The sequence below is a fragment of the Pseudomonas sp. S07E 245 genome, assembly GCF_019599025.1.
Taxonomy (GTDB): Bacteria; Pseudomonadota; Gammaproteobacteria; order Pseudomonadales; family Pseudomonadaceae; genus Aquipseudomonas; species Aquipseudomonas shirazensis.
The window spans coordinates 2,937,223-2,957,416 of sequence record NZ_CP080625.1; the positions used below are offsets into that span (position 1 = coordinate 2,937,223).

The 20,194-nt window shown below is 63.5% G+C and carries 22 protein-coding genes, 1 pseudogene and 1 riboswitch; of the genes and pseudogenes, 6 read left to right on the forward strand and 17 right to left on the reverse strand.

Going from position 1 to position 20,194, the window contains the following annotated elements; genetic code table 11:
* Nucleotides 1–58 precede the first annotated feature (58 nt).
* Nucleotides 59–388 (reverse strand): annotated as a pseudogene (locus tag K3F44_RS13525) (sel1 repeat family protein); the annotation flags it as partial.
* A 956-nt stretch (nucleotides 389–1,344) separates the two neighbouring features.
* Between K3F44_RS13525 and K3F44_RS13530 the strand changes: the two are divergent.
* The 3 genes from K3F44_RS13530 to K3F44_RS13540 all read left to right on the forward strand — a co-directional run bounded on the left by K3F44_RS13530 (nucleotide 1,345) and on the right by K3F44_RS13540 (nucleotide 3,724).
* Nucleotides 1,345–1,569 (forward strand): hypothetical protein, encoded by a 225-nt coding sequence (locus K3F44_RS13530; protein WP_101321718.1) that lies wholly within the window; start codon nucleotides 1,345–1,347, stop codon nucleotides 1,567–1,569.
* A gap of 248 nt (nucleotides 1,570–1,817) precedes the next feature.
* Entirely contained in the window at nucleotides 1,818–2,300 is a 483-nt protein-coding gene (locus K3F44_RS13535; RefSeq protein WP_103438260.1) for a hypothetical protein, read from the forward strand.
* Nucleotides 2,301–2,446: 146 nt separating this feature from the next.
* Complete coding sequence (locus K3F44_RS13540) at nucleotides 2,447–3,724, forward strand: OmpP1/FadL family transporter (RefSeq protein WP_101321720.1); 1,278 nt, start codon at nucleotides 2,447–2,449, stop codon at nucleotides 3,722–3,724.
* Between the two features lie 35 nt (nucleotides 3,725–3,759).
* Here K3F44_RS13540 and K3F44_RS13545 read toward each other — a convergent pair whose 3' ends face one another.
* Nucleotides 3,760–4,689 (reverse strand): LysR family transcriptional regulator, encoded by a 930-nt coding sequence (locus tag K3F44_RS13545; protein WP_101321721.1) that lies wholly within the window; start codon nucleotides 4,687–4,689, stop codon nucleotides 3,760–3,762.
* Nucleotides 4,690–4,811: 122 nt separating this feature from the next.
* Here K3F44_RS13545 and K3F44_RS13550 point away from each other — a divergent pair, with 122 nt between their 5' ends.
* On the forward strand, nucleotides 4,812–5,072 hold the full coding sequence (locus tag K3F44_RS13550) for a DUF2798 domain-containing protein (protein ID WP_150570929.1): 261 nt from the start codon (nucleotides 4,812–4,814) through the stop codon (nucleotides 5,070–5,072).
* A 2-nt stretch (nucleotides 5,073–5,074) separates the two neighbouring features.
* On the opposite strand, the gene K3F44_RS13555 is transcribed toward K3F44_RS13550, so the two are convergent.
* The 15 genes from K3F44_RS13555 to cobO all read right to left on the reverse strand — a co-directional run bounded on the left by K3F44_RS13555 (nucleotide 5,075) and on the right by cobO (nucleotide 17,615).
* The gene (locus tag K3F44_RS13555; RefSeq protein WP_101323091.1) at nucleotides 5,075–5,626 is read right to left on the reverse strand and encodes a glutathione peroxidase; all 552 of its coding nucleotides are present in this window, start codon (nucleotides 5,624–5,626) and stop codon (nucleotides 5,075–5,077) included.
* A 45-nt stretch (nucleotides 5,627–5,671) separates the two neighbouring features.
* Nucleotides 5,672–5,794, reverse strand: coding sequence for a hypothetical protein (locus K3F44_RS24840; RefSeq protein ID WP_259406994.1), 123 nt, complete (start codon nucleotides 5,792–5,794; stop codon nucleotides 5,672–5,674).
* The gene (locus tag K3F44_RS13560) at nucleotides 5,791–6,993 is read right to left on the reverse strand and encodes an MFS transporter (protein ID WP_409077646.1); all 1,203 of its coding nucleotides are present in this window, start codon (nucleotides 6,991–6,993) and stop codon (nucleotides 5,791–5,793) included. The genes K3F44_RS24840 and K3F44_RS13560 overlap by 4 nt, the downstream gene beginning before the upstream one ends.
* Before the next feature lie 65 nt (nucleotides 6,994–7,058).
* Nucleotides 7,059–7,463 carry a MarR family winged helix-turn-helix transcriptional regulator gene (locus K3F44_RS13565; RefSeq protein ID WP_101321724.1) on the reverse strand — a complete coding sequence of 135 codons (405 nt, stop codon included), beginning with the start codon at nucleotides 7,461–7,463 and terminating at the stop codon, nucleotides 7,059–7,061.
* A 54-nt stretch (nucleotides 7,464–7,517) separates the two neighbouring features.
* Nucleotides 7,518–8,717 carry a glycoside hydrolase family 5 protein gene (locus K3F44_RS13570; protein WP_409077647.1) on the reverse strand — a complete coding sequence of 400 codons (1,200 nt, stop codon included), beginning with the start codon at nucleotides 8,715–8,717 and terminating at the stop codon, nucleotides 7,518–7,520.
* A 126-nt stretch (nucleotides 8,718–8,843) separates the two neighbouring features.
* Nucleotides 8,844–9,584: an adenosylcobinamide-GDP ribazoletransferase gene (locus tag K3F44_RS13575; protein ID WP_220632419.1), complete on the reverse strand. Its 741-nt coding sequence runs from the start codon at nucleotides 9,582–9,584 to the stop codon at nucleotides 8,844–8,846.
* Nucleotide 9,585: 1 nt separating this feature from the next.
* Nucleotides 9,586–10,152, reverse strand: coding sequence for an alpha-ribazole phosphatase family protein (cobC, locus tag K3F44_RS13580; protein ID WP_101321727.1), 567 nt, complete (start codon nucleotides 10,150–10,152; stop codon nucleotides 9,586–9,588).
* Entirely contained in the window at nucleotides 10,149–11,204 is a 1,056-nt protein-coding gene (gene cobT / locus K3F44_RS13585) for a nicotinate-nucleotide--dimethylbenzimidazole phosphoribosyltransferase (RefSeq protein WP_220632420.1), read from the reverse strand. The genes cobC and cobT overlap by 4 nt, the downstream gene beginning before the upstream one ends.
* The gene (cobU, locus tag K3F44_RS13590; protein ID WP_150570932.1) at nucleotides 11,201–11,722 is read right to left on the reverse strand and encodes a bifunctional adenosylcobinamide kinase/adenosylcobinamide-phosphate guanylyltransferase; all 522 of its coding nucleotides are present in this window, start codon (nucleotides 11,720–11,722) and stop codon (nucleotides 11,201–11,203) included. The genes cobT and cobU overlap by 4 nt, the downstream gene beginning before the upstream one ends.
* Entirely contained in the window at nucleotides 11,715–13,178 is a 1,464-nt protein-coding gene (locus K3F44_RS13595; protein WP_220632421.1) for a cobyric acid synthase, read from the reverse strand. Before K3F44_RS13595 ends, cobU begins: the two co-directional genes overlap by 8 nt.
* Nucleotides 13,175–14,167, reverse strand: coding sequence for a threonine-phosphate decarboxylase CobD (gene cobD / locus K3F44_RS13600; protein WP_220632422.1), 993 nt, complete (start codon nucleotides 14,165–14,167; stop codon nucleotides 13,175–13,177). The genes K3F44_RS13595 and cobD overlap by 4 nt, the downstream gene beginning before the upstream one ends.
* Nucleotides 14,160–15,068: an adenosylcobinamide-phosphate synthase CbiB gene (gene cbiB / locus K3F44_RS13605; protein ID WP_101321732.1), complete on the reverse strand. Its 909-nt coding sequence runs from the start codon at nucleotides 15,066–15,068 to the stop codon at nucleotides 14,160–14,162. The genes cobD and cbiB overlap by 8 nt, the downstream gene beginning before the upstream one ends.
* Nucleotides 15,065–15,715 carry a 5,6-dimethylbenzimidazole synthase gene (bluB, locus tag K3F44_RS13610; RefSeq protein WP_220632423.1) on the reverse strand — a complete coding sequence of 217 codons (651 nt, stop codon included), beginning with the start codon at nucleotides 15,713–15,715 and terminating at the stop codon, nucleotides 15,065–15,067. The genes cbiB and bluB overlap by 4 nt, the downstream gene beginning before the upstream one ends.
* Nucleotides 15,712–17,007 (reverse strand): cobyrinate a,c-diamide synthase, encoded by a 1,296-nt coding sequence (locus tag K3F44_RS13615; RefSeq protein ID WP_220632424.1) that lies wholly within the window; start codon nucleotides 17,005–17,007, stop codon nucleotides 15,712–15,714. The genes bluB and K3F44_RS13615 overlap by 4 nt, the downstream gene beginning before the upstream one ends.
* The gene (cobO, locus tag K3F44_RS13620) at nucleotides 17,004–17,615 is read right to left on the reverse strand and encodes a cob(I)yrinic acid a,c-diamide adenosyltransferase (RefSeq protein WP_150572521.1); all 612 of its coding nucleotides are present in this window, start codon (nucleotides 17,613–17,615) and stop codon (nucleotides 17,004–17,006) included. The genes K3F44_RS13615 and cobO overlap by 4 nt, the downstream gene beginning before the upstream one ends.
* Before the next feature lie 118 nt (nucleotides 17,616–17,733).
* A riboswitch (cobalamin riboswitch) is annotated at nucleotides 17,734–17,887 on the reverse strand.
* Between the two features lie 150 nt (nucleotides 17,888–18,037).
* Between cobO and K3F44_RS13625 the strand changes: the two genes are divergently transcribed.
* Both K3F44_RS13625 and K3F44_RS13630 read left to right on the forward strand, forming a co-directional pair.
* On the forward strand, nucleotides 18,038–18,616 hold the full coding sequence (locus tag K3F44_RS13625) for a hypothetical protein (RefSeq protein ID WP_220632425.1): 579 nt from the start codon (nucleotides 18,038–18,040) through the stop codon (nucleotides 18,614–18,616).
* Between the two features lie 81 nt (nucleotides 18,617–18,697).
* Nucleotides 18,698–20,017, forward strand: coding sequence for a sorbosone dehydrogenase family protein (locus tag K3F44_RS13630; RefSeq protein ID WP_101321737.1), 1,320 nt, complete (start codon nucleotides 18,698–18,700; stop codon nucleotides 20,015–20,017).
* Nucleotides 20,018–20,194 lie beyond the last annotated feature (177 nt).

The window sequence follows — 20,194 nt, forward strand, 5'->3', positions numbered from 1 at the left end:
AATTGCGTCTATCCAGAGGCAGGCAGCTTAACAGGCCGGCGCAGCGGCTTCAGGAAGGATTGTGCTCGCTGGCCGGATTCAACCGGGCGTACTCGGCCTGAGCCTGCGGATCGCCGGCACGTGCGGCCTGGCGCAGCAGCTCGTGGCCGATACGCCGGTCGCGGGCATTGCCGCAATCGCGACAGAGCATCTGCCCCAGACGGCTCTGGGCGACCACCACCCCTTGCCGCGCAGGCTGCTTGAGCAGGCGTCCAGCCAGGTGTTTGACGCTGTGCTTCTCGCCCAGGCGCGGACTATCGAGCAGCCACAAGGCGACCTTCAAGGAAAAACGCTTGGGTGCAGGCGCAGATACAGACGATGGAGCGAGGTTTTTACCGCGAAAATTCATAACCGACAGCGATGGCAATTCGTGAGGCGCGCCACTCTACCGGATTTTTCAACGAAAGGGCTGCGCCTCTGTTGATGAAATTTTCACAAAATCTGCCGTTCCTTTATTGACCTTTTCAAACGGGCCATACCGCCCCGACTATTTCGACAGGATTGTCCGACAGCAATCGAAAGTGCTGGCACGCCCGTGCTAGAGCGAACGCGCGGGACAATCCACAGAACCTGTGGATAACTCGGTGGACAACCACTTCATGATGTCTTCAAACCCTTGTGAAATGGGGGCTGCAGTCAAGTTGACGATTTTTTCACCAGCTCAAATAAGTGTTTTTTTTCATTGACTTAAGGACGCGGCCCAGGCATTGCCCGAGCTATCCGAACGAATGGCGCAGCCTGACAATGGCTGCGCTGAATGTGTACAAGTGCACCGCAATGCTGCAACCAAATGAACCAAAGTGGCCCATCTCGGCTAATAAAGGCTACACAATTGCCCCTTCACAGGCGTGTGCATAAGCGCCATAATGATCGGCTTCGCGGGTCATTCTCTAAATAAATTTGCCAGCCTTGGATTAATCCTGTAGGGTGGCCCTCGTTAGTACCCAGCTGAAAGTCAATTCTGGCCAGTAAGGTCCCTGCAGTGCCCGGCTCCCCCCAAGAGCACGAACTGCTGAAACAGGACCGGCCCTTTCGATGATTCACTCGGCAGCCAAAGCTGCTCAAGCGCGAATCACCCTTGCAGATTGATCGGGATCTTCACCCAGAGGCCATGAACCTTTGCCTCGGTGTGCCTGCCCGCCTTTTGACGTACCTACCAGTCAGCCAAGCGCCTACCTAATTTGATGCGCCACCTCTGGCTGCCCTGTTCCAGTCAGGTTCAGCGCCACTTTAATAAAGGCGTCACTGGAACGTTTATAAGATGCACGGATCGAATCCCGTGTCCAAAGCAGGAACCTCCACATAATGACAAATCATCATCAGTTTCACAGTGCCGTTGGCACGCTTTCCCAGGCCTTCGCTCCATTGAAGTGCCTTATCGTTGCCCCGCGTAAGGGCAGCTTCAGCTTCACCCTGGTTGACGAGCATGGCATTGCTTGCCACAGCGAACGTCTGTATCCAGAGCAGTACAACCGCGCCGGCCCACTGCAAGCAGTGATCGACCGCACGCGTCAGTCGCTGGTCGCGTAAGGGCTGAATATCAGCCCATTCGCGCGCTGAATTTGCCATCGAAACTACTGCCGGTTGGCTCTTGGCTTAATTGCTGCAAAGCATATGGCCCCCAACCTCTGGCAGTAATCGATTTAAAAACAGGCCTTTACACCGTGATTATCACACTACACTTCAACTCGAGCGGTGCGATCCGCTTCCGACGGGCCTGACCCTTCCCCAGCTGCCAAGCTCCAGCGCCCGTCGGCCCTTAATTGAATGAGGGCATCATGGGTATCGCTGCCAGTGAATTGTGTCGTTATGTAATCAAACCCACCCTGGTTTACCTCGGCCGGCATTGCGCCAGCGCCGAAGCTTTGCTGCTGGGCGTTGCAGCCAGCCAGTCGGCTTTGGGCTCTGCCCTGCACGACCGCCGCGGGCACGGCCTCTACCGAATCGGCGAAAGCCGCCACCAGGCGCTCTGGGACGAGTTTCTTGCCCACGACCCGGAACTAGCCAGCCTGATCCGCGGCCTGGCCAGCCAGCATGCCTTCCTGCGCGGGCCGCACCTGGAGCTGGCCGTCAACCTGCGCTACTCCACCGCCATCGCCTGGATGCTGATCGAACAGCGTGCGTTGCCCTTACCGGCGGCAGACGACCTGCTCGGGCACGCGCGAATATGGCGGCAGATTTTCCATCCGCAGGGACGGCTGCGTGACTTCACCCATGCTTGGCATACCTGCATCGAGCCAGTGATGGCGCCGGAGTCGTAGGACTGCTCCTACAGAAATCGAGAAAAAACACGACTCTGGTCGGATTGTCCTACAAAACCGCTCTATCTCCTGCGTTTGAGCCTATAGCGCGACGCGCGATTTGTTGGTAGCTTTTCGCCCCGGAGATCCCAAGGAGTTTCACAATAATGAAAAAATCAATGCTCAAAACCTCCCTCGGCGTTGCTGTTGCCCTCGCTTCCAGCCAATTGCTGGCCAGCGGCTTTGCGCTCAACGAGCAGAGCATCAGCGGTATGGGGACAGGTTTCGCGGGTCGTTCTTCTTCTGCCGAAGACGCCAGCACCGTGTTCGGCAACCCTGCCGGCATGTCGCGGCTCAAGCGCGAACAAGTCACCGTCGGTGGTGCAGCCGTGATTGCCAAGTCCAAGATCAGCGGTCAGGGCAGCTATGGCGGTGAAACCGATGGCGATATGGTGCCGGTCGTCGGCGTACCCATGGGTTACTACGTCAAGCCGATCGATGATCACTGGAGCGTCGGTTTTGGTGTCTATGTGCCGTTTGGTCTGGTTACCGACTACGGTAGCGACGACGCTGCGCGCTACTGGGGCAAGAAAAGCCACGTAGAAGTGGTCACCTTCCAGCCGACTGTCAGCTATGCCTTCAACGACAAGGTATCGATTGGTTTCGGCCCGACCATCAACCGTATCGAGGGTGAGCTGGGTTCCAACCTCAACCAGCGATTCATCGGTCAGGGCGATGGCGAAGTAAAAATCAAGGGCGACGACGTTGCCATCGGTTACAACGTCGGCGTCATGGTCCAGGCAACTGATCGCACCCGCCTCGGCCTGACCTATCACTCGATGGTCGACTACAAGCTGGAAGGCAAAACCCGCGTCAGCACAGCACTGATCGGCCCATACAACGGTGACAAATTCGACGCCAAGTTGAATATCAAGACGCCGGAGTCGGTGGACTTCTCGGTCACTCACGAACTCGACGACCAGTGGACACTGTACGCCGGCAGCACCTGGACCCGCTGGAGCCGCCTGAAGGACATCACTGTCGAGAACGACGTTCCGGCAGCGCTGCGCGGTTCAGCGTTCCAGACCATCAGCGAAGAGCAGAACTGGCATGACACCTGGGCGCATGCCATTGGCGCATCGTACAAGGTCAACAAACAATGGACGCTGCGTACTGGCTTCTCGGTCGATCAGTCGCCGACCAACAACGAAAACCGCTCGCCACGGATCCCGACTGGTGACCGCAAGATCTTCAGCCTTGGCGCAGGCTGGAGCCCGAACGAAGACATGACCATCGACGTGGCTTACTCCTACCTGTGGGAAGAAGACACCAAGGTCAACAACCAGCCGGGCACGGCGCAGGAAGGCCTGTTGAAAGGCTCGTACCAGGCCAAGTACGAAAACAGCGCTCATGGCGTAGGTGCATCGCTGACCTATCGCTTCTGAGGTTGAGGTACGGGGGCCGCTCTGCGGCCCCCAATTCACCCTGGCACAGGCCAGACATCACCTAGACACTCCTGCAGATAATCCATGAACGCACGCACCTTGGCGGTCATGGCAGAGCGGTCCGCCACGCATACAAACACATCCATCGGCTCGGTCTGCGCGTAGGCCTGACCTGCATCGCGGTTTTCAAACAACGCCACCAGCGCTCCCGACTGCAAATGCGGCCTGACGATAAACTCGGCCAGGCGAGTGATACCCCCGTCGTTCAAGGCCATTTGCGCCAATGCATCGACGTCATCGCTGACCAGCACCTGGCCAAACTCGGCGTCAAAGCGCAAGCCGTCACGGACGAACCCCCAGCGCAGGTAACGGCCATCCACCGGATACCGGAACACCAGGCAACGGTGCGTGCGTAGCGACTCGGGCGCAGGCGGCATGCCCATCTTGGCCAGATAACCGGGCGATGCGCAGCAGACGAAAGGAATCTGCGCCAGATGGCGGGCGACCAGATTGTCTTCCAGCTGGGCGTTGATACGCAGGCTTACATCGACCCCTTCCTTGGCGTGATCGACGCGTCGATCATTCGTTACCAACTCTATTGAAAGCTGCGGGTATCGCGCGCTGAACGCCGGGATCAGCGGCGCCAGCACATGCCGGCCAAATGCTGACGTCGAGGCAACGCACAGCCGCCCCTGGGGCTCGCTGTCAGGCGTGGTCACCGCCAGTTCGGCCAACGCCAGATCATGCTCGATTTGCCTGACTCGCTCGTAATAAAGGCTGCCCGCCGGCGTCAGGCTCATGCTGCGCGTGGTTCGAGCCAACAGGCGCACCTGAAGGTGCGCTTCAAGCCGGGCCAGGTTCTGGCTGACCGCGGCAGGCGACAGGCCCAGCGTGCGGGCGCCAGCGGCAATGCTGCCGGTCTCGACCACCTTGATGAAGCTGCGAATGGTATTGAGCAGATCCACAGGACAGATCCCGATATTCGTAAGATTCTCTTTATAAAGAACTCAACGAATCCGGTCTACAAGGCCAACCGAGCACTTGCTAACCTGCAAGCCTGAATCGGCTAACCAGGGAGAGCTCTCTCATGCAAGAACTGCCTCAAACCCGCTCTAACCGTAAGTTGCGCCCCGCCGCCACGCCTTATGTATTCGCTCTGTATATGTCGGCGATCATGGCGTGCCTGATGTGCTTCGTCATCACCGCTGCCAACTCCGGCATCAATGACGATTACCTGCGCAACGTGTTCAAAGCCTACCAGCTGGCCATGCCGGTAGCCTTCTTATGTGTGTTGATGGTACGGCCAGTGGTAGTGCGCCTGGTTGCACTTACCGTGCACCCACACTGACATCACGGCTTGGACGCGATGGCCTTGGCGATCGCGGCCTTGAATTCCGGATCGTCCGGTTTGGTCAGGCTGGAGAAGTTACCAATCACCTTGCCCTGGCGATCAACCACGTACTTATAGAAGTTCCACTTTGGCGCGCTGCTTTGCTTGGCCAGCTCGGCGAACAGGGGCGTGGCATCGTTGCCGCGCACGTGCTGCGCCTGGGTCATGGTGAAGGTGACGCCGTAGTTGGCGTAGCAGACCTTGGCGGTTTTCTCGCTGTCTTTGTCTTCCTGCTTGAAGTCGTTGGAGGGCACGCCGAGGATTTCCAGGCCTTGTTCTTTATTGGCCTTGTAGACGGCTTCCAACCCTTCGAACTGCGGAGCGAAACCGCAGTAGCTGGCAGTATTGACCACCACCAGCGGTTTGCCGGCGAAGCGCTGGCACAGGTCGATCTGCTCTTTGCCGCCCAGCTTGGGCAGGCTGCCCTGGAGGAGTTCAGGGCAGTCCGCCGCCCAGCTCGCGGCCAGCGGAGCAAGGCACAGCAACGGTATCGATAGCCAGCGTGCATGCATCATTCTCAGTCACTCCTGCAAGTCCTTGAACCTGCAGGGTAGCCCTTAACAGGCGCCCATGCCCAGCTGCATCAATGCCAGACCGCCCTGCTGCCATCCCCACCAGGCCACCGCCAGCAGCAGCAAGCCTGCCCCGGCCAGCAAGCCCTGCAGCACATAGCGCCTCATGCCGGCTGCGCCTGCAGGCGCGCGACAGGCCGTTCGCGCACTGGCCAGTTGAGCCCAGCCGCGACCAGGCTGAGCACAATCGCGATCTGCCAGACCAGGTCATAGCTGCCCGTCTGATCGTAGACCACCCCGCCCAACCAACCGCCGAGGAACGCCCCGACCTGGTGGAACAGGAAAACGATCCCGCCCAGCATCGACAGATTGCGCACGCCAAACAGGGTTGCCACCGTGCCGTTGGTCAGCGGCACCGTCGACAGCCACAGCAGGCCCATGGCGATACCAAACAGGTAGGCACTGAACTGGGTCACCGGCGCCCACAGGAACAGAACAATGACCACCGCGCGCAGCAGGTACAGCGCGGTCAACAGGCGTGGCTTGGACATCCGTCCACCGAGCCAGCCGGCGGTGTAGGTGCCGACAATATTGAACAAGCCGACCAGCGCCAGCACCGTTGTCCCGGTTGCGGCGGGCAGATGTTGGTCAACCAGATACGCCGGCAGGTGCACACCGATGAACACTACCTGGAAACCGCAGACGAAAAAGCCCAGCGCCAGCAGCCAGAAGCCCGAATGCGAACAGGCCTCGCGCAGTGCCTGGCCGAGCGTCTGATCGACGCCCTGGCTGGGCATGGGGCGATCCTTGAGCATGGCCACGAACGGCACGATCAGCGCCACCATCAGGCCCAGCACCAGCAGCGCCGCCGACCAGCCCAGCCACTGAATCAGACCCTGGGTGCCGGGCAGCATGGCGAACTGGCCGAACGAGCCGGCGGCGCTGGCGATACCCATGGCCATGCTGCGCTTTTCCGCTGGCACCGCGCGGCCGACCACGCCGAGGATGACCGAGAACGAGGTGCCGGAAAGGCCGATACCGATCAGCAGGCCGGCGCTCAGCGACAGCGACCAGAGCGAGTCAGCCATGCTCATGGTCAGCAGGCCAGCGGTATAAAGGATGCCGCCAATGATCACCACCTTCGCCGCGCCGAGGCGGTCCGCCAAGGCGCCGGCGAAAGGCTGGGCAAGGCCCCAGATCAGGTTCTGCAGGGCAATGGCAAAGGCAAATACCCCACGCCCCCAGCCAAATTCCGTGCTCATGGGGTTGAGAAACAGGCCAAAGCCATGGCGCACGCCAAGCGACAAGGCCAGGATCAATGCTGCGCCGAGAAGCACCCAGCCGCTGGTTCGCCACACCGATGTCATTATTGTTTTCTCCAGCAAGCCGCAAGGTTAATTACAGGTATATACCCGTTTATAGTCGAACCACGTCAGGCCAAAACGCCCAGCAAGCGCACCAGTTCGTCACGTTGTCCGGCGCCGAGCTTGTCCACCAATGTCAGTTGTGCCTGCTCCCAGGCCGGGCCGGCGTCATGCAGGCAGGTCGCGCCCGCCTCGCTCAACAGCACCACCCGATTGCGCTGGTCGGCACCTTCGGCCAACGTCACCAGGCCTTCGGCCTCAAGCACCTTGAGGTTGCGTCCCAGGGTACTCCGGTCCAGGCCCATGACTTGCGCCAAAGTGGTTATGCTCGGGCGGTCCAGCCGCTGCAGCTGACGCAACAGGGAAAACTGGGCAACGTTGATGCCGAAGTCAGCCAAGGCCTCGTCATAGTGTCGGCTAACCCCGCGGGCGGCACGACGTAGGTGGGTGCAGATGCATTCACTGGTCAACATGATTACGTGTATATACCCGCACTCCACTTGTTGCAACAGGTTTCATCTGCGCCGCTAAGCACCGGGGGCGCCTGCCTGCGGCTGCAAGCGTCGTCGAATCGGCTCGAATGCGGGGGTAGCCTTGCGCGCTATTGGATCTGCCGCGCCCTCATCGATGGCTTGCCAGTAACGCCATGGCACCTTGCCGGTGCCTAGCTCATAGTCCATGCCATCCCAGCTGTCTTCACGGAAGCTGTAGAAGGCCCAGTGCAGCGCGTTGCTGTCGGTAACTGCGAGCACGTCTTCAAGATATTGCTGGCAGCCGGGCAGACGGCGCATGCAACCGAACTCGCCGACCACCAGGCGCGAACGCGGCAACTGCACGGCATCGGCCCAGTCCAGCGACTGCTGCAGGTATGCCGCCACACGCTGGCCGTCCCAATGCTCTTCGCGCCCGGCGAACGGCACCGTACCCGGATAGGCCAATGGCACCTTGCGGGTCATGTTGGGCGCGCTGGTGGCTGCGTACGGTTCGTACATATGCACGCTGTAGAGCAAGCGCTGATCAGCCAACGGCTCTGGCCAGTAACTGAACGCATCAGCCGCAGCAAACCAGCCGGCATCGAGCATGATCGGGGTGACGCTATCAACTTCTCGGACGGCTGCAATGATCTGCTTGTACAGCGCTGGCAGGTCGCGTGCGCCGCCCTTTTGCGCGGCGTACCACTGGCGCATCTGCTGGCGGTCGGCATGCTCGGCCAGCCCGCCCTGCTTTTCTGGTGCGGGTTCGTTGATCAAGTTGTAACCAGCGACTGCCGGATGGTCCTTGAGCACATCCGCCAGGTCACGCCAGAACGCAGCGGCCTGGTCCCAGTAATGTTTGTCTTGCCACAGGCGGTCATCGAACCGGCCTTGATTGTTCTGCGACCAGCGCATGCCCGGCAATGAGAGCGGCGCGATGACCACCTTGAGCCCGGCGGCATGGGCGTGGTCGAGCACCTGACGTAACTGACTCACGTCAGCAGCCGTCAGGCCTTGGTAGGCGTCGGCATCGCCGAGCAGGAAGTCGCGTTGCTCCGGGCGCCATTTGTCGTAGGACAACCGCACCCAGGTGGCGCCGTAGCCATGCAAGGCTTCGAAGTAGGCTTGGGTCGGTGGCAGCCGATTGAAACTGTTGCCGCCATGGCGCGGTGTATCCCAGAAACTCATGAGATCGGCCGCAGTAACTTGCGCGCTGGTCAGGAGCAACAGGCTGGCGAGAATCCACTGACGCATGAGCAGTGCCTCCAAGGTAGAGGTTAACGGGCGGCCGAGGATACGCCCGCCCCTGCTCAGCGGCATCTAACGAACGATTGCCGCAAATTGCACGATATTTCCAAACATGTACCGACCGCATATGACTCAGGCGAGTGGCATCAAGGCCAGGCTCAGCACCACTGTCAGCTCCAGCAATTCCAGTACGGCACCGGCGGTATCGCCGGTAGTACCACCCAGCCGACGGCACATCGCCCGGCGCAGGCCGATAAACACCAGCAACGCCAGCAGCCCTGTGCACAGCGCAGTCCAGCCGCCGAGCAAGACGCAACCCAGCACGGTGGCGAGCAGGACTCCGTTGCCGGCGCGACGCGGCAAGTGCTCTGCCAGGGCTTGCCCCAGGCCACCTGCGCGCACATACGGAGTACTCAGGAACAACCCAAGCATCGCCGCCCGTCCAACTACAGGCGCCAGCAGCAGCCAAGCCCCCGCATCGCGCTCGAGCAACACCCACAGCGCGCAGAATTTGAGCAGCAGCACCAGCATCAGGGTGACCACTGCAATTGGCCCGCTGCGCGGGTCTTTCATGATCAGCAGCGTGCGTTCACGATCACCGAAGCCGCCCAGCCAGGCATCGGCGCTGTCGGCCAGTCCATCCAGGTGCAGCGCCCCGCTGAGCAGTACCCACAGTGTCAGCAGCAGGGCCGCCTGCAACGGCGTGGCGGTGCCTTGCAAGAGGTAGCTGGCCAGCCACAGCAGCACGCCAAACAGCAAGCCCACCAGTGGATAGAACAGCAACGAGCGGCCCATCTGACGCGGCTCGGGCATGCCTGCCAAGGTCACGGGCAGGCTGCTGAGAAACTGCAGGGCGATCCACCAGGGCAGCATCTCAGAGCACCTCGTGAAGGATGCCGGCCTGCCACTGCAGGCGCGCCCGCGCACCGTGGCCGACCTCGACCTGCAGCAACTGCTCACGCGGCAAGCCCCGCGCCCGCGCCAGCAGCAGGCGCATCACACCGCCGTGGGTCACCAGCAATACGTGCCGCCCGGCATATTCGAGCGCAAGGCGGTCGATGGCCGTCAGCACCCGTTCAGCGAAGGCGGCCACCGGCTCGCCGCCGGGCGGCGTGTAGGCGTAAGGATCGGCCCAGAACTGGCCGAGCTGATCGGCCTGGTCCTGCATGATCTGCAGCGCTGTGCGCCCTTCCCAATCACCGAAGTGCAGTTCACGGATACCCGCTTCGCGCTGCACCGGCAGCGCCAGTTGCTGCCCCAGCTCGTCGGCAAATAGTGCACAGCGCTGCAATGGCGAGGTGATCAGCGCCTGCCACGGAGCGGTCTGCTCCACTGCCGTGCGCATCTGCGCCCACCCCTTGGCCGTCAGGGCGTCATCCAGGCTTCCACGCAGGCCGCCGCCCAGTTCGGTTTCGCCATGGCGCAGCAGGTCGATGATCATGCCGGGCGATCCGCGACTGCCGCTTCGGCAAAGGTCGCCATTTGCCCGTGCAGCGCGCAGGCCAGCCGCAGCAGCGGCACCGCCAGAGCTGCGCCACTGCCCTCGCCCAGACGCAGGCCGAGGGCGAGCAACGGCTCGGCCTGCAGCGCCTCGAGCAGCACCTGATGGCCCGGCTCGGCGCCTTGATGGGCAAACAACAGCCAAGGCCGGCACTGCGGATTGAGGCGCACGGCGACCAGCGCCGCGACGCTGCAGATAAAACCGTCGACCAGAACTGCAACACCCTGCTGGGCACAGCCCAGATAAGCCCCCACCAGCGCGGCAATTTCAAAGCCACCGACACAGGCCAGCGCCCGCAGCGGGTCATCTGCCTGCAGGCCATGCAGCTTCAGCGCGCGCTCGATCACGGCGGCCTTGTGTTGCACACCGACACTGTCCAGGCCAGTGCCCGGGCCACTCAGTTCACGCGCTGGGCAAGCCAGCAGCACGCTGGCCAGGGCCGCCGCAGCGGTGGTGTTGCCGATGCCCATCTCACCGCCAATAAACAGTTGAGTACCCTGCTCGGCAGCACGCTGGGCGCTGTCGCGGCCGGCCTGCAGGGCAGCCTGCAATTGCGCGTCGGTCATCGCTGGCTGCTGAGCGAAGTTGGCGGTACCGGTCCCCAGTTGCAGGTGGCGTACACCTGGCAGCTGCAGGCTTGGCTCGATGGTACCGAGGTCGACCACCTCAAGGCTCGCACCCAATTGCCGCGCCAGCACGCTGATCGCCGCACCACCGCCGACAAAGTTACGCAGCATCTGCCCGGTCACGGCCTGCGGGTAGGCCGAGATGCCCTCCGCGACCACGCCATGGTCTCCGGCGAAAATGCTGATGGCGACCTGCTCCAGGCTTGGCCGCTCGCGGCCCTGCAGGCCGGCCAGGGTCAGCGTAAGGGTTTCCAGCTGACCGAGTGAGCCGGCCGGTTTGGTCAATTGCTGCTGACGCGCACAGGCCCGTTCGATGGCAGCGTGATCAACAGCTTGGCAGGCATCACGCCACCAGAAAGGGTTCATAGAGCAGGTCCTTTAAGCATGAGAGGGAGGCCGGCGACCGTCAGCACCACGCGCTGGCAGCGCTCGGCCACCGCCTGGTGCAACAGGCCGGCCAGGTCGACGTAGCGGCGGGTCAGTTCGCCCATGGGCACCACGCCCAGGCCGCTTTCGTTGCTGACCAGAATCAGCGTGCCCGGCAACCCCGGCAGGCACTCGAGCAGCGCATCGCGTTCAGTAGCGAGGCGCTCGGGGTCGTCGAGCATGAGCAGGTTGGTCAGCCACAGGGTCAGGCAGTCGACCAGCAGGCAGCGGCCTTCAGCGGCTTCGGCGCGCAGCACAGCGGCGAGCTGCACGGGCTCTTCGATCAGGCCCCAATGTGCCGGACGGCGCTGGCGATGCAACTGCACGCGCTCGTTCATTTCGCCATCGAGAGGCTGGCTGGTGGCGATGTAAGTCACCGGCAGTCCGCAGCTGTCTGCCAGTTGCTCGGCCAGGCGGCTCTTGCCCGAGCGGGCACCACCCAGAATCAGACTATGCATGGCCGGCGACTCCACACAGTTGGCGCAATTGGTCAGTGTCCAGGTGCTTTTCGATCAGGTCAGCCAGGCGCTCGATATCGCGCTCGCGCAGTGCTTCATAGTCGATGCTCTGCACGGCTTCCAGGCCCGCCCAGCGCAGCAGCGCCGCGCAGGACTGGCTGCCTTCTAACAGGCCGTGCAGATAGGTCGCGAGGATCTGCCCGTCAGCGCTGATCGCGCCGTCGCAGCGGCCGTCGGCCAAGACCACCGCAGGCCGCTCCAGCGCCGCGCCCTGGGTGACGCCAGCGTGGATCTCGTAGCCGGCCACCGGTGACTGCTCCAGCAGCAGGCTGCCGGCAACATTGCGCAGTTGTTTGTCGGCTGCAAGTTCGGTGACGTAGTCGAGCAGGCCCAGACCCGGGCTGGTGCCTGCGGGGCCCTCCAGCCCGAGCGGATCGCGCACTTCATGGCCGAGCATCTGCAAACCGCCACAAATGCCGATCAGCTTGCCGCCGTAGCGCAGGTGACGCTCGATGGCCGTGGCCCAGCCACGCTCGCGCAATTGCGCGAGGTCGGCGCGCACGCTCTTGGAGCCGGGCAGGATGATCAGGTCGGCCGGCGGGATCGGCTGGCCGGGCCCGATGAACTGCAGATCGACCTGCGGATGCAGGCGCAGCGGGTCGAAATCGGTGTGGTTGCTGATCCGCGGCAGCACCGGCACGATCACCTTGAGCACCCGCTCGGCCTTGGCCGGCTGGCGCGCATCGATGGCGTCCTCGGCCTCCAGGTGCAGATCGGTAACGTACGGCAGCACGCCCAGCACCGGTTTGCCGGTGCGCTGCTCCAGCCAGTCGAGGCCCGGCTGGAGCAAAGCGATGTCGCCACGAAAACGATTGATGACAAAACCCTTGACCCGCGCCTGCTCGCTGGCCGAGAGCAGCTCGAGGGTGCCGACCAGATGGGCGAACACGCCACCACGATTGATATCAGCCACCAGAATCACCGGGCAGTCGACCGCCTCGGCAAAGCCCATGTTGGCAATGTCGCCAGCACGCAGGTTGATCTCGGCCGGCGAGCCGGCGCCTTCGACCATCACCACCGGATATGCCGCTTGCAGGCGTTGGTGCGAGGCCAGCACGGCCTGCATGGCGATGGCCTTATAGTCGTGATAGGCGACCGCATTCATGCTGGTCACGGCGCGGCCATGGATGATCACCTGGGCACCGGTGTCACTGTTGGGCTTGAGCAGCACCGGGTTCATGTCGGTGTGCGGTGCCAGCCGGCACGCTTGCGCCTGCACAGCCTGGGCGCGACCGATTTCGCCGCCGTCGGCAGTGACGGCACTGTTGAGCGCCATGTTCTGCGGTTTGAATGGCACCACGGCAACGCCCTGGCGCAGCAGCCAACGGCACAAGGCAGTCACCAGGGTGCTCTTGCCGGCGTCGGAGGTGGTGCCTTGCACCATGAGCGTGGTCATGCCGATTCCTTTTCATAGTCAGCCAGCGCCTGGGCCAGGCGCTGCTCTTCTGCCGCGCAGGCGGGCAGGCCGAAGCGCAGCGCTGCGGGGTGCTCGAACAGGCGCACGAGGATGCCGCGGCGGGCGAGAAATGCATGCAGATGACGGGCTTGTTCAAAACGCAGGTACTGGAACAGCTCGCAGCCGCCGGTCGGCGCCAGGCCTGCGTCGTCCAGCAAAGCCGCCAGGCGCTGGCTGGCCTGCGCGCAGCGCACGGTCTGGGCCAATTGCGCAGCGCTGTCGTTGAGGCAGGCCTGACCCAGCACGCGGGTCGGCCCCGGCACGGCCCACGGCCCGAGCAGTTCGGCCAGGCGGGCCAACAGGCTTGGTTCGGCCATGGCAAACCCCAGCCGCACACCGGCCAGGCCAAAGAATTTGCCGAACGAACGCAGCACGATCAGCCCCGCTCGCTCGGCACAGTCGACCACGCTTTGGGCTGGGCTGGTATCGATGAACGCCTCATCGATCACCAGCCAAGCACCACGCCGAGCCAGCCGTGCATGCCAGGCAAGCAACTGCTCGCGCGTGAACAGCCGGCCGCTGGGGTTGTTGGGGTTGACCACAACAAGCACGTCGAGGCTATCCAGCACCTGCTCGACATCATCCTCGGCCAGCTCGATCAGTTGATGCCCGGCACGCTGCCAGGCGTAGGGATGTTCGGCATAGCACGGCGTCAGCACCCCTACCCGGCCCGCCGCGCGCAGGTGTGGCAAGGCTTGAATGGCGGCCTGCGAGCCTGCCACGGGCAGCAGCTGCGTGGCGCCGTAGTAGTGACGCGCAGCTTGCTCCAGACCATCTTCGCTCTCCGGCAAGCGCGCCCAGGCAGCCTGCGCAATCGCCGGGATTGCAAAGGGCCATGGGGCAATACCGCTGGACAGGTCCAGCCACTGCTCGCGGGCAATCCCGTACTCACGCACTGCGCGTTGCAGGCGGCCGCCATGTTCAAGCATTCAGATACGCTCCCAGACAGATCAGCAGCAGCCACAACCAGACGCCGCGTTGCACCAGGCTCCAGCCGCGCTCGATGGCGTCGGCATCGGCCGGTGGCCCCTCGCCCAGCTGCGGCCGCTCGTGCAGCTCGCCGTGATAAACCGCAGGCCCACCCAGCTCGACGCCGAGCGCACCGGCACCGCTGGCCATCACCGGGCCTGCGTTGGGGCTGTCCCACAGTGGCGCCTGACGCCGCCAGCAGGTCAGCGCCAGGCGGGTCTTGCCGAGCAGCGCGTAAGTCAGGGCGACCAGCCTTGCAGGAATGTAGTTGAGGACGTCGTCGATACGCGCCGCCGCCCAGCCGAAGCGCTCGAAGCGTTCGTTGCGATAGCCCCACATGGCATCGAGCGTATTGCTCAGCCGGTACAGCACCACCCCGGGCGCACCGGCGATGATGAACCAGAACAAAGCAGCAAACACTGCATCGCTGCCGTTCTCCAGGACTGATTCGCTGGCAGCGCGGGCGACGGCAGTTTCGTCCAGTTCAGCGGTCTCGCGGCTGACCAGGTAGCCGACCCGACGCCGGGCTTCGGCCAGATCACCGCGGCGCAGTGCGTCAGCCACCGGCATTACGTGCTCACCGAGGCTACGCAGCCCCAACGCACAGTACAGCGCCAGCACATCGACCAGCCAGCCGATCAGCGGCAGCCAGGACAGCAACAGTGCCAGCAAGGTCAACGGCACCACGGCCAGAAACCAGGCGCTGACGCCATGGCTGCGCCAGCCGCGACCACCCGCATTCAGGCGCTGCTCCAGGCGTGCGGCAAAATTGCCGAAAGCAACCAGCGGGTGGCGCCGTTTCGGCTCACCCAGCAGCGCGTCGAGGGCAACACCGGCGACGGTCAGCAAGGCCACGCTCATGCGCGTTCTCCCCATTGGTTTTCGTAGAGCATGGCGCTCAGTGGCTGTTGTTCGGCCCAGTTTTCCAGGGCCAGCATCGGTGCTGGGTAAAACGCCTCGACCGGGCCCAGGCAGAGCACCGCCACCGGCTTGGCATCGGCTGGCATGGCCAGCAGCTCGGCCAGTGCCTGCGGGTCGAACAACGATACCCAGCCCATGCCCAGGCCTTCGGCGCGCGCGGCCAGCCAGAGGTTCTGGATTGCGCAGGCGAGCGAGGCCAGGTCCATTTCCGGCAAGGTGCGGCGGCCGAAAATGTGCGCTTCGCGCTTGTCCATCAGCGCTGCCACCCAGAGCTCGGCGCAGTCGTTGATGCCTTCGACCTTGAGCTGCATGAATTCGTCGGAGCGCTCGCCAAGGGCTTCGGCGGTGCGCACCCGCTCCTGCTCGACCAGGGTCTGGATGCGTCCGCGCAAGTCGCGCTGGCTGATGCGGATGAACCGCCACGGTTGCATCAAGCCAACACTGGGGGCCTGATGCGCGGCCACCAGCAGGCGTGTGAGCACCTGCGGCGCTACTTCGCCACCGGCAAAGTGGCGCATGTCGCGGCGCTCGCCGATCGCTCGGTACACCGCAGCGCGTTCGGCATCGGAGAAGGCATGCTCGCTCATGGTCGCAACAGCGCCGCCGCCGCGTGGGGGTCAGAGGGGAAATAGAAGTGCACGTATGAGGCCGTCAGCCGGCCCAGGCGGTACACCGCCTCGTTGCCGCGGCCGCCGTTGGGGCTGAGGCCACGGGCGATTGGCTCCAGCTCGCTGGTGGTCAGCGAGTGGTGATAGGTGTGCCCGCGCAGAGTGCCTTCGGGCAGTTCCACCGCTTGCAGGGCCAGTGCTGCCAGGCGCTTCTGCATCACCGCCTCGCCAGTCAACAAACCAACCAGCGCGGCGCGCTCACCGGCAACATCGGTCAGGTTTTCAAGCAGGTAGAGCATGCCGCCGCACTCGGCCAAAAGCGGCTTGCCTGCACTGTGATGAGCGCGAATCGCGTCCAGCATCGGCGTATTGGCGGCCAGCGCATGGTGGTGCAATTCGGGGTAGCCGCCTGGCAGATAGAGGCTGTCGACCTGCGGCAGCTCGCTGTCGTGCAGCGGCGAGAAAAATTCCAGCTGCGCGCCCATGGCCCGCAGCAGGTCGAGGTTGGCGCCATAGATGAAGGCAAACGCTTCGTCGTGCGCTACGCCAATGCGCACCCCAGCCAGCGAGGGCAACGGTGCTGGCAAAGCGGGGCCATCGAAGCTCACCGCTGGCGGCAACGCGGCATCGCAGCTGCCAGCCAGGGCCTCGGCGGCGGCGTCGAGGCGCTGGTCAAGGTCGTTCAGTTCGCTGGCTTGCACCAGGCCCAGGTGGCGACTGGGCAGCTCGATGCCGCGCTCGCGCGACAGCCCGCCGTACCAGCGCAGGCCTTCGGTCAGGCTGCCTTCAAGTAGTTGCGCGTGGCGCAGGCTGCCAACCCGGTTGGCCAGCACCCCGGCGAACGGCAGATCGGCCTGGTAGCGTGCCAGGCCCAGGGCCAGCGCACCAAAGGTCTGGGCCATGGCGGTACCGTCGATCACCGCCAGTACCGGCACGCCGAAATGGCGCGCCAGATCAGCGCTGGACGGAGTGCCATCGAACAAGCCCATGACCCCTTCGATGAGGATCAGGTCGGCCTCGGCGGCAGCTTCCCAGAGCAGTCGCCGGCTCTCTTGCGCGCCGATCATCCACAGATCGAGCTGGTACACCGGCGCGCCGCTGGCCCGCTCCAGAATCATTGGGTCGAGAAAGTCCGGACCGCACTTGAACACCCGCACCTTGCGCCCGAGGTTGCGGTGCAGGCGCGCCAGGGCTGCGGTCACGGTGGTCTTGCCCTGCCCGGAAGCGGGCGCTGCGATCAGCACCGCCGGGCACTGGCGCGGGTCACTCATAGTTCCACGCCCTTCTGCGCGCGGATACCGGCCTGGAAGGCGTGCTTGAGCATGCCCATCTCGGTGACGGTGTCGGCCAGTTCGACCATTTCCGGTTTGGCGCCGCGGCCGGTGACGATCACGTGCTGCATTGGCGGACGAGCCTGAATGTCAGTGAGCACCTGGTCCAGGTCGAGATAACCATGCTTGAGGGCGATGTTCAGCTCATCCAGCACAACGAAATGAATCGACGGGTCCTGCAGCATTTGCCGCGATACCGCCCAGGCGGCTTCTGCCGCGGCGATGTCGCGCTGGCGGTCCTGGGTTTCCCAGGTAAAGCCCTCGCCCATCACGTGGTAGCGCACCTGCTCGGGGAAACGGCGGAAGAACAGCTCTTCGCCGGTGCTGTTGCGACCCTTGATGAACTGCACCACACCGCACTGCATGTCATGGCCCAGCGCGCGGGCGAGCATGCCGAAAGCCGAGCTGCTTTTGCCCTTGCCATTACCGGTCAGCACCAGCAGCAGGCCGCATTGATTGGGAGAGTTGGCGATGCGCTCGTCGATGATCGCCTTTTTGCGCTGCATGCGCGCCAGGTGGCGTTCGTCGCGTTCGGGGTTGTCGCTCATAAGGTTCTCCGCAAGTGCCTGCGCGCGCACCGGGCGGCGACAGATCGAAAGGCAGGCAAACGGAGAACGCGCAGGCGCCGTGGCGCAAACCACAGTGAACTGTGCATCACCCTCCGTGATGCCGTTGGCAGTAACAGGCCGGTCTCCGGGCTCGTGAGCGCTACGTACGCGGCTCACCTACCGTTGCGGGGGCAGCGCCGGACTGGTACCGGCTTCCCAGTTTCACCCCGCCAGACCGCAGTCCGCAGGGCACCTGAAACACGCCGCGAAGGTTAGAGGGTTGCACCGGGAGCGTCAATGAAACAAGGCCGGTTTGGCCTGGATCAATGGCCGATTCGACAGTACAGCGCAGACTGCTAGCATTGATATCATATCGCCATCACTGTAGCTGACCGCGATAATCACAATAAGGAGTGCGCAGCATGCAAGGTCTGATCATCAACAACCCGCGCCTGGAGTTTTTGCGTCCTGCCCTGGAGCGCTGGGTCGACTGCATCGATCGCTTCGCCGAACTCAACCATGCCAGCGACGCGCCTTACTGGCATGGCGCAGCGGCCAACGTCGGCCTGCTGGCTGCGGCTGCCTGGCAAGCCGAGCTGGTCGCCCTGACCCAGTTTGCCAGCAGCAAGCAACGCGAAGAAAGCGAGCGCGAAGGCCGTTGTGACCTGGCCATCAGCACCGCCGAGGAGTCGATCCACCTGCACGCCAGCCAGCGCTGGCCGCGCATCGCCCGGCTCGACCTGACCGCCGCCCTGCAAGAAACCACCAGCGCCGCCAAGCCGATTGCCTATGCCAGCCAGCTCAAAGCCGGGGCGCTGTTCGTCAGCCCGTGGAAAGCCGGCCAGCACGCCAGCCCGGAAGAACTCCAGGATCTGGTCGATGACCTGCAAAAGCACACCACCTGCGCCGTGGCCTGGTACTTCCCGTACGCCTATCGCAAGCTGCACAACGAGCACGGCCAGTATTTCCCAGGTGTTGCATTGCTGTTCAAGCAAGCGTGAAGCAGCCCTGCGCCGCGCCCGGTTGAACCTCGTCCGGCGCCTATGGTTCTGTATGCCATAGCCCTTGTCGAGAGCCCGCCCATGGACAGAATGCGCAGTGCCGTTGTGCTCGCCTTGCTCGCAGGCCTCGGCGGCTGCGGCGAGACCGCCAGCCTCAGAGTCAACGATGGCATCGGCCCCACACCGCAGTTACCGGCGCCAAACAAAACCCTGTTGCCAACCGTCAACGTCGCGCCGGCGGTCGGCTGGCCGCAGGGTGGCAAACCAGTTGCAGCGGCCGGCACTCAGGTTGCGCTATTTGCCGACCATCTCGACCATCCGCGCTGGCTGTATGTGCTGCCCAATGGCGACGTGCTGGTCGCCGAAACCAACGCACCGGCCAAGCCGGACGACGGCAAAGGCCTGCGCGGCTGGTTCATGAAACGAGCCATGTCCAAGGCCGGTGCCGGCGTCCCCACCGCCAACCGCATCACCCTGCTGCGCGACCGCGACCATGACGGCGTCGCCGAAACCCGCAGCCGCTTTATCGAAGGGCTCAACTCGCCCTTCGGCATGGTGCTGGTAGGCAAGGACCTGTACATCGCCGACACCGACAAGCTGCTGCGCTTCGATTACGTGACCGATGCGTTGCAGATCGACGGCCGCGGGCAGAAGGTCACCGACCTGCCGGGTGGCACCCTCAATCACCACTGGACCAAGAACGTGATCGCCAGCCCCGACGGGCGCAAGCTGTACGTCACGGTAGGCTCCAACAGCAACGTGGCAGAGAACGGCATGCAGCAAGAGCAAGGCCGCGCGGCGATCTGGGAAGTGGACCGCGCAACCGGCAGCCACCGCATCTTCGCCTCCGGGCTGCGCAACCCGAATGGATTGGCCTGGCAGCCGCAATCGGGGGCGCTATGGACGGCGGTCAATGAGCGCGACGAGATCGGCAGCGACCTGGTCCCGGACTACATCACCTCGGTCAAGGATGGCGGTTTCTACGGCTGGCCGTACAGCTACTACGGGCAGCACGTGGACGTGCGGGTACAACCACAAGACCCAGCCAAAGTCGCCCAGGCGCTGGTACCGGATTACGCCGTGGGGCCACATACCGCTTCGCTTGGCCTGGCGTTTATCGAGCCAGGTTTGTTGCCCGCACCGTTTGGCCGTGGCGCGCTGATTGGTCAACACGGCTCGTGGAACCGCAAGCCACACAGTGGTTACAAAGTGATCTTTGTGCCGTTCGATGCGGACGGCAAGCCAGCAGGCCAGGCGCTGGACCTACTGAGCGGTTTCTTGAGTGAACAAGGTGAGGCAATGGGCCGACCGGTTGGCGTGGTCAGCGATCAGCGCGAGGGCGTGCTGGTAGCGGATGATGTGGGCAATGTGATTTGGCGTGTGAGCGCAGCAAAGCAATGAGAGCGCTGAGCAGCCCCGGCTTTTGACTTTCGCTCTTGATCTGCGCCAGCGAAGCGAGGCGTGCTCTTGATCTGCTTTTGATCTTGATCCACCGGCGACTCAGGAGGCCGAGCGCAGGTCTTGCGAAGGGAGGTGCCGGCCATGGATGGCCGGCAAGCGCTGCGGGCCAGGATGGCC

Excerpts from the sequence above, each read along its gene's own strand:
- cobD (WP_220632422.1), bottom strand. The coding sequence starts at position 14,167 with ATGCTTGAACATGGCGGCCGCCTGCAACGCGCAGTGCGTGAGTACGGG.
- K3F44_RS13530 (WP_101321718.1), top strand. The coding sequence starts at position 1,345 with ATGACAAATCATCATCAGTTTCACAGTGCCGTTGGCACGCTTTCCCAG.
- cbiB (WP_101321732.1), bottom strand. The coding sequence starts at position 15,068 with ATGAGCGTGGCCTTGCTGACCGTCGCCGGTGTTGCCCTCGACGCGCTG.
- cobT (WP_220632420.1), bottom strand. The coding sequence starts at position 11,204 with ATGAACCCTTTCTGGTGGCGTGATGCCTGCCAAGCTGTTGATCACGCT.
- K3F44_RS13570 (WP_409077647.1), bottom strand. The coding sequence starts at position 8,717 with ATGCGTCAGTGGATTCTCGCCAGCCTGTTGCTCCTGACCAGCGCGCAA.
- K3F44_RS13575 (WP_220632419.1), bottom strand. The coding sequence starts at position 9,584 with ATGCTGCCCTGGTGGATCGCCCTGCAGTTTCTCAGCAGCCTGCCCGTG.
- K3F44_RS13540 (WP_101321720.1), top strand. The coding sequence starts at position 2,447 with ATGAAAAAATCAATGCTCAAAACCTCCCTCGGCGTTGCTGTTGCCCTC.
- K3F44_RS13625 (WP_220632425.1), top strand. The coding sequence starts at position 18,038 with ATGCAAGGTCTGATCATCAACAACCCGCGCCTGGAGTTTTTGCGTCCT.
- K3F44_RS13560 (WP_409077646.1), bottom strand. The coding sequence starts at position 6,993 with ATGACATCGGTGTGGCGAACCAGCGGCTGGGTGCTTCTCGGCGCAGCA.
- cobU (WP_150570932.1), bottom strand. The coding sequence starts at position 11,722 with ATGCATAGTCTGATTCTGGGTGGTGCCCGCTCGGGCAAGAGCCGCCTG.
- bluB (WP_220632423.1), bottom strand. The coding sequence starts at position 15,715 with ATGAGCGAGCATGCCTTCTCCGATGCCGAACGCGCTGCGGTGTACCGA.
- cobC (WP_101321727.1), bottom strand. The coding sequence starts at position 10,152 with ATGATCATCGACCTGCTGCGCCATGGCGAAACCGAACTGGGCGGCGGC.
- K3F44_RS13555 (WP_101323091.1), bottom strand. The coding sequence starts at position 5,626 with ATGCATGCACGCTGGCTATCGATACCGTTGCTGTGCCTTGCTCCGCTG.
- K3F44_RS13595 (WP_220632421.1), bottom strand. The coding sequence starts at position 13,178 with ATGACCACGCTCATGGTGCAAGGCACCACCTCCGACGCCGGCAAGAGC.
- K3F44_RS24840 (WP_259406994.1), bottom strand. The coding sequence starts at position 5,794 with ATGAGGCGCTATGTGCTGCAGGGCTTGCTGGCCGGGGCAGGCTTGCTG.
- K3F44_RS13615 (WP_220632424.1), bottom strand. The coding sequence starts at position 17,007 with ATGAGTGACCCGCGCCAGTGCCCGGCGGTGCTGATCGCAGCGCCCGCT.
- K3F44_RS13535 (WP_103438260.1), top strand. The coding sequence starts at position 1,818 with ATGGGTATCGCTGCCAGTGAATTGTGTCGTTATGTAATCAAACCCACC.
- cobO (WP_150572521.1), bottom strand. The coding sequence starts at position 17,615 with ATGAGCGACAACCCCGAACGCGACGAACGCCACCTGGCGCGCATGCAG.
- K3F44_RS13550 (WP_150570929.1), top strand. The coding sequence starts at position 4,812 with ATGCAAGAACTGCCTCAAACCCGCTCTAACCGTAAGTTGCGCCCCGCC.
- K3F44_RS13565 (WP_101321724.1), bottom strand. The coding sequence starts at position 7,463 with ATGTTGACCAGTGAATGCATCTGCACCCACCTACGTCGTGCCGCCCGC.
- K3F44_RS13630 (WP_101321737.1), top strand. The coding sequence starts at position 18,698 with ATGGACAGAATGCGCAGTGCCGTTGTGCTCGCCTTGCTCGCAGGCCTC.